This window comes from Phenylobacterium sp., from assembly GCF_020402505.1.
Lineage (GTDB): Bacteria > Pseudomonadota > Alphaproteobacteria > Caulobacterales > Caulobacteraceae > Phenylobacterium.
Genome location: NZ_JADBZL010000012.1, coordinates 16,835 through 28,415, shown reverse-complemented (window position 1 = coordinate 28,415; position 11,581 = coordinate 16,835). Strand labels below are relative to the sequence as shown.

Below are 11,581 nucleotides of genomic sequence, written 5' to 3'. Positions count from 1 at the left end.
TCCTCTGCGAAGCCGGAGGCCAGGGCGACGAACCGGCCCGCCCGGTCGCCCCGGGGAAAGGGCCGGGCGCCCCAGGAGGGCGCGCCGCCCGCCTGCGACGGCAGGATCCAGATCTGGAAGAGGCGGGTGACGCCGGGCTCGAGGTTGTACTCAGCGTGGCGGATGCCCGAGCCGGCGCTCATCACCTGGACGTCGCCGGCTTCGGTCCGGCCCTGGTTGCCCAGGCTGTCCTGGTGGCTGATGGCGCCCTCGAGGACATAGGTGATGATCTCCATGTCCTGGTGCGGGTGCGGCGGGAAGCCGGTGTTCGGCTGGATGGCGTCGTCGTTCCAGACCCGCAGGGCGCCCCAGTTCATCCGGGCCGGGTCCTGGTATCCCGAGAAGGAGAAGTGGTGGCGGGCGTGCAGCCAGCCATGGTCGGCGCCGCCAAGGGCGTCGAAGGGGCGAAGATCGATCATGGACGGTTTCCATCAACGCGAGCTCTCAGGACCGCAAGATAGGGAGCCGGAAACGGGATTGGAAACGGCAGGCCGCAGGATGCCCCCAAAGTCCGGCTGGACGCCGGACCCGGCGACAGGTCAGGACGGACTGAAGGATGACAAGGGTTCCGACTGCATACGGCCGACCTGGCCGCCGCCAGTGTCCGCTTAGAAGGGCCGGGGCCGGACCCCGTTGGCGGCGAAGTGCGCCAGCATCCGGGCCCAGGCGTCCCGGGCCGCGACCGGATCGTAGCTTGTTCGGTAGTCGGCGTGGAAACCGTGCTGGCTGTCCGGATAGACGATGATCTGGCTGCCGGTCTTGCGCGCGGCGACAAGGGCGCTGCGCATGGCCTCGACATCGGTCAGGGGGATGCCCTGATCCTTGCCGGCGTAGAGGCCGATCACCGGGGCGCGGAGCTGGGCGACGCCCTGGAGGGGCCAGGGCCGGTTTGGCTCGCCCAGGAACTCCCCGGGCTTCGGCGCTGTCAGCCGGCCGTACCAAGCCGCTCCCGCCCGGAAGTCGGGCATGCGCTGGCAGGCCAGCCAGACGATGGCGCCGCCCCAGCAGAAACCAGTGACCGCCATCCTGGCCTTGTCGACGAAGGGCTGGGCCTTGAGGAAGCGGACGGTTCCCGACAGGTCGTTGAAGATCTGTTTGTCGGTAGCGGCGCTGACGATGCGGCGGATTTGATTGAAATCGTTGGTCTTTGACGGATCACCGGAGCGCACGAACAGGTCCGGGGCAATGGCCACGTATCCCACGCGGGCCAGGCGTCGGCAGATGTCCCGGATGTACTCATGGATTCCGAAGACCTCGGAGATGACGAGGACGGCGGGGAAGCGCCCCCGGGCGTCCGGGCGCGCCATGTAAGCCGGCGCCATGCGATCCCCGACATCGACCTCTACATCCCCTGCGACGAGGCCCGTAGCGTCCGTGCTGATGGTCTGGGCCTCAGCCGAGTAGGCGTAGAGGGCGTAACCGCCCAAGGCGGCGAGGGCCAGGCGCCGACGGGTCAGGGCGAGATCACCGGGGATCGTTCCCTCAGGTCGGGTCAGGGTCTTCATGGTTCCGGCCTCCCTCACCGGCGACCGCCGGGTCAGTTTCATTTGGCGATCCCGGGGCCGACTGTCAAAGCCCCCCCCCGGCATTGGAGTCCGTGTTGACGTCCGAACCGGCCGCGCTGGGGGGCGAATCCTCGCGACATGAGCTGCGAGCCCATGAGATCGGTCGACCTGCGCCGCCTCTCCGAAGGAAAAATCGCTCCGCCGACCTGTCCGCGCGTGCGCGCCTGGCGCTGGGGGCTTCAGCGGGACGGACTTGTGGCTTCAGGTCTCCCGGGTTCCGCGAGACGGCGTTGCGCGCCCGGCCGGGGAGGGTTACGCCGACCGTCTGCACGGAACCCTCGTCTTCTAGACCCTAAAGCCCTTCCCCGTTTAGGGACTTTGCCCTTGCAGAGTGGCGGTTCCGCACCATATCGCACGGCGAAGGCGCGGTTCCGAAAGGGCCCGCCGACGACCCCGGACTGTTCAAGGGGGCCGCAGGAACGAGGAGTGCTTGGCGACGAGGCTCCTCAGGCGCGGCCCGCCAAATAGGAGCGTTTGAGACTCATCATGAGCAAGATCATCGGTATCGACCTCGGGACGACCAATTCCTGCGTTGCGATCATGGACGGCAAGACGCCGAAGGTGATCGAGAATGCGGAGGGCGTTCGTACGACCCCTTCGGTAGTGGCCTTCCTCGAGGACGGCGAGCGCCTCGTCGGCCAGCCCGCCAAGCGCCAGGCGGTGACCAACCCCGCCAACACCCTCTTCGCCATCAAGCGTCTGATCGGACGGAACTACAAAGATCCGCTGGTGGAGAAGGACAAGGGCATGGTGCCCTATGATATCGTCAAGGGCCCGACCGGCGACGCCTGGGTCAAGGCTCAGGGCAAGGACTACTCTCCGCAGCAGGTCTCCGCCTTCATTCTCCAGAAGATGAAGGAGGCCGCCGAGCAGCATCTCGGAGAGAAGGTCGACAAGGCGGTGATCACCGTCCCGGCCTACTTCAACGACGCCCAGCGCCAGGCCACCAAGGACGCCGGCAAGATCGCCGGCCTCGAGGTCCTGCGGATCATCAACGAGCCCACCGCCGCGGCCCTGGCCTATGGCCTGGAGAAGAACGACGGCAAGAAGATCGTGGTCTATGACCTCGGCGGCGGCACCTTCGACGTCTCCGTCCTGGAGATCGGCGACGGCGTCTTCGAGGTGAAGGCGACCAACGGCGACACCTTCCTGGGCGGCGAGGACTTCGACCTTCGTGTGGTCGACTTCCTGGCTGAAGAGTTCAAGAAGGAGACCGGGGTCGACCTGCGCAACGACAAACTGGCTCTTCAGCGCCTGAAGGAAGAAGGCGAAAAGGCCAAGAAGGAACTGTCCTTTACGGCCCAGTACGAGGTGAACCTGCCCTTCATCTCGATGAACGCCTCGGGTCCTCTGCACCTGAACATCAAGCTTTCGCGCGCCAAGCTCGAAGCCCTGGTCGAGGACCTGGTTTCCAAGACCCTCGGGCCCTGCGAGCAGGCTTTGAAGGACGCCGGCCTGAAGAAGGGCGACATCGACGAGGTCATCCTTGTCGGCGGCATGACCCGGATGCCCAAGGTCGTGGAGACGGTGAAGGCCTTCTTTGGTCGCGAGCCTCACACCGGCGTGAACCCGGACGAGGTGGTGGCCCTGGGCGCCGCCATTCAGGCCGGGGTCCTGCAGGGCGATGTCAAGGACGTCCTCTTGCTGGACGTGACCCCGCTGACCCTCGGTATCGAGACCCTCGGCGGCGTCTTCACGTCCCTGATCGAGCGTAACACCACCATTCCTACCAAACGCTCCCAGACCTTCTCCACGGCCGATGACAACCAGTCGGCGGTGACCATCCGGGTCTTCCAGGGCGAGCGTCCCATGGCGGCGGATAACAAGCTGCTGGGCCAGTTCGACCTGGTCGGCATCCCGCCGGCGCCGCGCGGGGTGCCGCAGGTGGAGGTGACCTTCGACATCGACGCGAATGGCATCGTCAACGTCTCGGCCCGGGACAAGGCGACCAGCAAGGAGCAGTCGATCCGGATTCAGGCCAATGGCGGACTTTCGGACTCCGACATCGAGGCGATGGTCCGCGAGGCCGAGGCCAACCGGGCCGAGGACGAGAAGCGCAAGGCTGTCGTTGAGGCCCGCAACCAGGCGGAAGCGCTGATCCACTCCACGGAGAAGGCGCTGGGCGAGCATGGCGACAAGGTCGGCGAGGCCGAGAAGTCAGCCATCACCTCCGCCATTGAGGACCTGAAGTCGGTGCTGGACGGCGGCGACGCCGACGCCATCACCGCCAAGACACAGGCCTTGGCGCAGGCCTCCATGAAGCTTGGGGAGGCCATGTACGCGGCCCAGCAGTCCGGGGAGGGCGACGCCGCCCCCGGCGGCGCCGACGACGTGGTCGACGCCGAGTTCGAGGAAGTCACCGAAGACGGCAAGAAGGCCTGAACCTGTCCGGGACCCGGCCCCGCCTCGCCCTGAGGCGGGGCCGGCGTCCTTTCGGAAAGACGCATCGGAACGCCTGACGCCTCATGCGCGACTATTACGAAATTCTGGGCGTCCCCCGCGGCAGCGACGAGGCCGCCCTCAAGTCGGCCTTCCGCAAGCTGGCCATGGAGCACCACCCCGACCGCAACGGCGGCTCGGAGGAGGCCTCCGCCCGCTTCAAGGAGATCAACGAGGCCTACTCTGTCCTCTCCGACCCGAAGAAGAGGGCGGCCTATGACCAGTTCGGCCACGCGGGCGTCAACGGCGCCCAGGGCGGCGGCGGACCCGGGTTCACGGACATCAACGACATCTTCTCCGAAGTGTTCGGCTCGGCCTTCGGGGATATGTTCGGAGGGGGGCAGAGACGCAGCGGCCCTGCCCGCGGGCAGGACCTCCGCTACGACCTGGAGATCACCCTCGAGCAGGCCTACGCGGGCGCGGAGGTGGAGATCACCGCCGCCACGGCCATGACCTGCGAGGTCTGCGAGGGCAGCGGCGCCAAGCCGGGAACCAGCGCTGCAACCTGCCCGACCTGCGGCGGCGCCGGCCGGGTCCGGGCCTCTCAGGGCTTCTTCGCCATCGAACGCACCTGCCCGCGCTGCGGCGGTGAGGGTCGTATCGTCAGCGACCCCTGCGCCACCTGCCGCGGGCATGGCCAGGTCCGTCGCAACCGCACCCTGCAGGTCCGCATCCCCGCCGGCGTCGACGACGGGGCCCGGATCCGCCTCGCAGGGGAAGGCGATGCCGGGGCCCGTGGCGGACCGAGGGGCGACCTCTACATCTTCGTCTCCGTCCGCCCGCATGACCTCTTCGAGCGCGACGGCCTGGACCTGCTCTGCACCGTCCCCGTCCCGATGACCACGGCGGCCCTGGGTGGGGAGATCGAGGCCCCCTGCCTGTCCGACGGCGATTCCGACGAAGGCCGGGCCAACCGGCTGAGCGTGAAGGTCCCCGAGGGAACGCAGACCGGTCGTACGGTCCGGATCCGCGGACGCGGCATGCCCTCCCTGCGCAGCCGGGAGCGCGGCGACCTTGTGGTGGAGCTGTTCGTGGAAACCCCAACCCGGCTCAGCGCCCGCCAGAAGGCGCTGATGCAGGAGCTCGCGGACCTCTGCGGCGAACAGCAGCATCCTGAATCCAGCGGCTTCCTCAACAAGGCGCGAAGGTTCTGGGAAGACGTCACCGGCGGCTGACTTCGGCCCTTTCCCAGGCGCCCCGCCGACCCTAGACTTGCCCCTGCCCGGGCTGGATCCGGGACCGGGGAGAACGCCATGACTTCCGCAGCATTCCGCATGGCCGCCGCCGGCCTGGCCGCGGCCCTGGCCTGGACCGCCGCGCCCGCCCTTGCGTCAGGCGACGCCGGCAGCCGGGTCCCGGGGTATCCGGACGTCATCGCCGAGTATGTCCAGATCCCGGGCGGCAAGGCGCCTGGAACGCCGGCCGCCCTTAACACCGCCGCCTTCCTGCGTCTTCGCCCGGCTGCAGACGGAGACAGGCCGCGGCCCGCCAACGCCGTCATCGTCGGCCTGCCAGGCTTCTCCTCGACCCCGCCCCACTGGCTCTACCTGGCCAGCCAGCTGGTCTCCCGCGCATCGGGACAGACCTGCGGCGACCAACCCTGCCGGCTCGAGGTCTGGGTGCTTCAGCGCCGGGGCGCCAACCTCGCCGAGACGGAGGCCCTGAGCGAGGCCCGACGGAAGAGAGATCCCGCCATCGCCCTGAAGCATTACCTGGGGGCGGACGCGATCGGTCCCGATGGCCGGGTGGGCCCGCCCACAGCCTCGGCGGCCTGGAAGCCCCTGACCCAGACCGATCTCGCCTTCATGGCCGACTGGGGCTTCGAGACCTACGCGGCGGATGTCGACGCGATGATCGGGCGCATCCGCGAGCGATCCGGCGCCCGCAACATCTTTCTGGCGGGCCACAGCCAGGGCGGCGGCTTCGTCTCCAACTACGCCGCCCGCAGGGGCGCCGACGGGCGGCGCGGCGTGGAAGAGCTGGCGGGCCTGATCTTCCTGGACGGCGGTCCCTCCGCCGGGGTCCAGCCCGAGCCGACCGTCGCCGAGCTGGACGCCTATTTCGCTAGGGTCGCGGCGCTGAGGAGCGGCAGGGACCGGGTCTACACCGACGCGAGCGGCCTCCTTGGCGCCATCGCCGGACCGGCCTCCGCCGCCAGCCAGTCGGTGACCGGGGTCTATTACGCCCTCTCGGACCCCAACTCGGAGGCGATCTTCCCCCTTCGGGTCGCCGGCATGGCCCCGGCCCCGGGCGATGACTTCCTGAAGACCATCCGCCTGACCTGGCTGGCCCGGGCGGGCGCCAGCTTTGACACCGACCCGGTTCCCGGCGGCGGCGTCCAGATGCAGATCCTGCAGTTCCTGGGTCAGGGTCTCGGGCGCATCGACTTCACCCCCCTCCCGGGGACGGAGGCGAACTGCGACCGCACGCCCCCGCCGACGGCGGTGGGGCCCATGCGCGCCATGGGCCCGCCCCCCAAGTGCGTTCCCTCCGGGGCCATGGTCGACCCGAACCGCGTTCACGGCTGGATCGAGCCCGGGGGCGCGGGCCCCCGGGAGGCCGGACGCGCCGCCCTCTGGCTGAAAGCCCAGGCCTTCGCGCCGACCCGCTCCAACATCCGGCCTGTGACCGTGACCTTTGCGGACTCTGGCCGGCGGGTCATCGACGCCTCCGACCTGATCGCCTCGAACTGGTACCCCTCCGAGCGCTGGGACTTAGACGCCGGCTTCGTCGGCCGCTACCGCACCCTGAAGATCGACCGGGACGGGGTGAAACTTGACGTGGACAAGGCCGCCATCGCCGGGGTCCCGGTCTATGTCGCCCGGCAGGGCTTTACGCAGGGGGTGTCGGGAAACCCCTTCCCGGGCGTGAAGGACTATACCGAGGTCAACAAGACCGGGACCTGGCAGACGCCGGAGGCGAAAGCCATCAGCCCCCTCGACCCGGCCATCAATGCGGCGATCTACTTCCACACGGACTTTGTGGGCGCCGATGATTCCCGGGCGGGACAGGGGCGGCCCGGGGAGCCGGGCGTCTCCGCCATCTCGGGAACACTGGTGGACTGGGTCCTCAAGCGGGCGAAGGGCCTTGCGGACACGCCCTCGTCCGCCAGCCTCGGGGTGAGGACCCGGTATTGAGCGGGGCGCCGCGGCGCGCCATCGACAGGGCGGAGGCCGCCCTCGCGCGGATCGACGCCCTGGGCCGGGGCCATGTCGCCGCCGCCGTCCTGGTGGGATCGGCGGTGCTTGGCGACTGGCGAGAAGACCGCAGCGACGTGGACCTGCTGCTGGTGTCCGGCGAAGGGTTGACGCCCGGGGCGAGGGAGGCCTGGCGGCAGGCCGCGCGGCTGGGCGGCGCAAGGACGGACCTCGTCATCGCCGATCCGGGCGACCTCTCGCGGGCCGGATATGACCTGGACCTCGCCATCGCCCTGCAGACCGCCGGCCAGTGCGGCCACGGGCTCCGGGGCGCGCCGCCGCCGGCCCCCGACAGGGCCTGGCTCTCTGCGGTGCTGGAGGACAATCTGGCGTCCTACTGGCGGTCCTGGCTGGCGCGGGCGAAGGGCCGCAGCCTCGGCTGGCCGACCGGCGCCATGTTCACGCCCTTCGGCGCCGTCTGGGGGCTCGGGGGCATGGCTCGCATCCGTTCAACCCTGGCCGACGGCCGGATCGTCTCCAAGCGCGAGGCGATGAACCTGGCCCTCGCCCGGCTGCCGGCGCACCGGGTGATCCTCGAAGAGGCCGGCCGGCTGAGGGATGGCGCAGCGCCCCGGCTGGGGCGGCTGGAGCGCCGGCGGCTGGCCCTGGCCTGCGCGGACGACCTCCTCGCCCGCCGCTGGTGACGGGGCCTCGGGCGGCGGCTAGTTTAGCTGCCGAGATGAACGCTCCCGTCCCGCCCCATTTCGATTCGGCCGGCGCCACGCCGGTCATGGCCCAGTTCTTCGAGGTCAAGGCGCGGCAGCCCGACGCCCTGGTCTTCTTCCGCATGGGCGACTTCTACGAACTCTTCTTCGAGGACGCCCGCCAGGCGGCGGCGGCCCTGGGCATCGCCCTGACCGCCCGGGGCCAGCACGCCGGCGAGCCCATCCCCATGTGCGGCGTACCGGTCCACGCCGCAGAGGCCTATCTCTCCAAGCTGATCCGCTCAGGTTTCAAGGTGGCGGTCTGCGAGCAGATGGAGGACCCGGCCGAGGCCCGGCGGCGGGGCTCCAAGGCCATCGTCCGGCGCGACATCGTCCGCGTCGTCACCCCCGGCACTCTGACCGAGGACGGCCTCCTGGACGCCCGGGGGGCCAACCGGCTGGCGGCTGTGGCGGTGCGGGCGGGGGCCGCGGCCATCGCCAGCGTCGAGCTGTCCACCGGCGAGGTGGAGGTCTGGGCGCCGGGCAAGGGGGCCCTGGCCTCGGCCCTCGCCGCCCTCGGTCCTTCGGAGATCCTGGTCCCGGACCGGCTGTTCGCCGACGAGACGGTGAGCGCCGCCCTGAAGGCTGCAGGCGGCCGGGTCCAGCCCCTGCCCTCCGCCCTTGCCGAGCCGGGGGCCGCGGAGGCGCGGCTGAAGCGCCTCTACGGGGTGGAGACCCTGGACGGGTTCGGCCCCCTGTCGGGGGCGGAGGTCTCGGCCCTGGGACTGATCGCCGCCCACCTGGAGACGACCCAGGCCGGCCGCACCCCGTCCCTCGCCCCGCCCCGGCGCGCCGGTGAGGCGGACGTCATGGCCATCGACCCCGCCACCCGGGCCAGCCTGGAGATCGAGCGCAGCCTGTCGGGCGGGCGTGAGGGTTCCCTGCTGGCGGCCATCGACCGGACGGTGACGGCGCCGGGCGCCCGTCTCCTGGCGTCACGCCTCGCCCGCCCCCTGCTGGACCCGGACCGGATCAATGCGCGGCTCGACGCCGTCGACTGGCTGAGGGAACGGCGGGACCTTCGCCGGCGTCTGCGCGAGGTCCTGAAGGGGCAGGGCGACATGGCCCGCGCCCTCTCGCGCCTGGCCCTCGGGCGGGGCGGCCCCCGGGACCTCGGGACCCTGAGGGACGGGCTCTCGGGCGGTGCGGGCCTCATGGACCTCTTCAGCGCCGGGGCGGGCCCCCTTGAGGCGCCGCCGCCGCCGGAGCTGGCCGGGAGCCTCGCCGCCCTCGACCTGTCGCGGAACCCCGGGCTGGCCGACCTGCAGGCCAGCCTGACGGCGGGCCTGGGGCCGGACCTGCCCCTGCAGGCCCGCGACGGCGGCTTCGTCGCCCCCGGCATCCGGCCGGAGCTGGACGAGGCCCGGCGGCTTCGCGACGATAGCCGGCGGGTCATCCTGTCCCTGGAGGCGGAGCTCGCGGCCGAGAGCGGCGTGGCCCTGAAGATCCGACACAACGGGGTCCTGGGCTATTTCATCGAGGCCACCGCCAAGGCCGCCGAGCCCCTGCTGAGGGCGCCCCTGAACGCGACCTTCATCCATCGCCAGACCCTCGCCAGCCAGATGCGGTTCACCACCGTGGCCCTCGCCGAGCTGGACGCCCGCATCGCCCAGGCGGGGGAGCGGGCCCTGGCCATCGAACTGTCCGCCTTCGAGGCCTGGCGCGACCTGGTCTGCGCCGACGGCGACAGCCTCCGCGAGGCCGCCGCGGCCTGCGCCCGGCTTGACGTCGCCGCCGCCCTTGCGGAATGGGCCGAGGAGGCCGACGCCGTCCGGCCGGAGCTGGACCTAAGCGCGGCCCTCGAGGCGGAGGGCGCGCGGCATCCGGTGGTGGAGGCGGCGGTGCGGCGGGCGGGCGACGCCTTCACCCCCAATGATTGCCGGTTGGACGGCCAGGCGGTCTCGGCCCCCCGGCTGGCCATCGTCACGGGCCCGAACATGGCCGGTAAGTCGACCTTTCTGCGCCAGAACGCCCTCCTCGCCGTCCTCGCCCAGGCCGGTTGCCCCGTTCCCGCCCGCCGCCTCAGGCTGGGCGTCGTCGACCGGTTGTTCAGCCGGGTCGGGGCGGGGGACGATCTCGCCCGCGGCCGGTCGACCTTCATGGCCGAGATGGTCGAGACCGCCGCCATCCTGACCCAGGCCACGCCCCGCTCCCTGGTCATCCTCGACGAGATCGGCCGCGGTACGGCGACCTGGGATGGCCTGGCCATCGCCTGGGCCTGCGCCGAGGCCCTGCACGGGACCAATCGCTGCCGGGGCCTGTTCGCCACCCACTACCATGAACTGGCCGAGCTGGAGCGCCGGTTGCCGGGGGTGGCCAACCTCTCGCTGCGCGCCCGGGAATGGAACGGCGAGCTGGTCTTCCTGCACGAGGCTGCGCCCGGCCCGGCGGATCGGTCCTACGGGGTCCAGGTCGCCCGGCTGGCCGGCGTGCCGCCCGCGGTGGTGGCGCGCGCCCATGAGGTCCTGACCCGACTGGAGCGGGAGGCGGGGGCCCCTGCGCAACTGGGTGACCTGCCTCTGTTCTCCGGTGCGTCGGCCGGAATGGCGGAGATCCTGGCGGCCTCGCCCCTGGAGGACGCGCTATCCGACATGGACCCGGACAGCATGAGCCCGCGCGAAGCCCTTGAGGCCCTTTACCGGCTGAAGGGCCTTTCGAAGCGCGGTTAGAACCAGCCCTTGCGGCGGAACCAGAGCAGGGGCGCCACCCCGCTCACCACCATCAGGCCCAGGGCCAGGGGATAGCCCCAGGGCCAGGTCAGCTCGGGCATCATCTCGAAGTTCATGCCGTAGATGGCGCCGATGAGCGTAGGCGGCATCAGGAGGACGGTGAAGACCGAGAAGGTCTTGATGCCGATGTTCTGCTCGATGTTGATCAGGCCAAGGGCTGCATCGAGCAGGAAGGAGATGTGGGCCGACTGGGCGGACGCGTGTTCCGTCAGGGACTGGATGTCCTGCTGGACCGAGACGAGATGCGCCTGGGCGGAGGGCTTGCCGGCGATCTCGGGGGCAAGGGCGGCGAAGCTGGCCAGGCGGGCGAGGCTGGCCAGGCTGGTGCGGGCCAGGGCCGCCAGGGACTGCGTTCGGGCGAGGTTGGTGAGCAGGGGCTCGAAGGCCGCCCCCCGCGGCCGGTCGAATATGGCGTTGGAGGCGGCCTGTACCCGCGCCGATCCGCGCTCAAGGACCTCCGCCAGCCGCTCGATCACCGCATCGAGGAGGTCGAGAAAGAGGTCGGCGCCCGCCGCCTCTGCATAATCGGGCGCGCCCAGCCGCTGGGAGAACGCCGTGAAGGCCCGCAGCGGCTCATAGCGAAGGGTCACCAGCCGGCCGTTGGCGAGGATAAAGGTGACGGGGGTGAGGACCGGATGCTCCTCCTCGCTGCGGCTCAGCAGGCTGGCGGTCATGAAGGTGGCTCCGCCCTCCATGTAGAGCCGGCTGGAGGGCTCGATCTGCGCCATTTCGCGGGAGGTGGGGAGGTTGAGGCGCAGGGCGCTCTCGATCACCGCCTCCTCATGGCGCTCAGGGCTTACCAGTTCGATCCAGACCACATCCTCCGGCGCCTTCCAGTCGACCGGAAGATCGAAGGCGTGCGCGGTGCGAAAGGTTCGCGCGCCGCGCGTCAGGAGATTGAGCATGCG

8 protein-coding genes are annotated in these 11,581 nt (G+C 70.6%); 5 read left to right on the top strand and 3 right to left on the bottom strand.

The window, feature by feature from the left end; all coding sequences use genetic code 11:
* Both IM632_RS00770 and IM632_RS00765 read right to left on the bottom strand, forming a co-directional pair.
* On the bottom strand, positions 1-458 hold a 458-nt coding region (locus IM632_RS00770), incomplete at its 3' end, for a pirin family protein (protein ID WP_296538880.1).
* Positions 459-647: 189 nt separating this feature from the next.
* Entirely contained in the window at positions 648-1,544 is an 897-nt protein-coding gene (locus IM632_RS00765; RefSeq protein WP_296484846.1) for a dienelactone hydrolase family protein, read from the bottom strand.
* Between the two features lie 546 nt (positions 1,545-2,090).
* Between IM632_RS00765 and dnaK the strand changes: the two genes are divergently transcribed.
* From dnaK to mutS, 5 genes are all read left to right on the top strand, one after another.
* A complete protein-coding gene (gene dnaK / locus IM632_RS00760; RefSeq protein WP_296498275.1) occupies positions 2,091-3,986 on the top strand; it encodes a molecular chaperone DnaK in 1,896 nt (631 codons plus the stop codon).
* 83 nt (positions 3,987-4,069) lie between these two features.
* Positions 4,070-5,218: a molecular chaperone DnaJ gene (dnaJ, locus tag IM632_RS00755; protein WP_296482474.1), complete on the top strand. Its 1,149-nt coding sequence runs from the start codon at positions 4,070-4,072 to the stop codon at positions 5,216-5,218.
* Positions 5,219-5,296: 78 nt separating this feature from the next.
* Entirely contained in the window at positions 5,297-7,180 is a 1,884-nt protein-coding gene (locus tag IM632_RS00750; protein WP_296482478.1) for an alpha/beta hydrolase, read from the top strand.
* On the top strand, positions 7,177-7,884 hold the full coding sequence (locus IM632_RS00745; RefSeq protein ID WP_296482481.1) for a nucleotidyltransferase domain-containing protein: 708 nt from the start codon (positions 7,177-7,179) through the stop codon (positions 7,882-7,884). Before IM632_RS00750 ends, IM632_RS00745 begins: the two co-directional genes overlap by 4 nt.
* A gap of 35 nt (positions 7,885-7,919) precedes the next feature.
* On the top strand, positions 7,920-10,613 hold the full coding sequence (mutS, locus tag IM632_RS00740; RefSeq protein ID WP_296482485.1) for a DNA mismatch repair protein MutS: 2,694 nt from the start codon (positions 7,920-7,922) through the stop codon (positions 10,611-10,613).
* Here the strand turns inward: mutS and IM632_RS00735 are convergent.
* Positions 10,610-11,578 (bottom strand): magnesium transporter CorA family protein, encoded by a 969-nt coding sequence (locus IM632_RS00735; protein ID WP_296551917.1) that lies wholly within the window; start codon positions 11,576-11,578, stop codon positions 10,610-10,612. The genes mutS and IM632_RS00735 overlap by 4 nt on opposite strands.
* Positions 11,579-11,581: the final 3 nt, after the last annotated feature.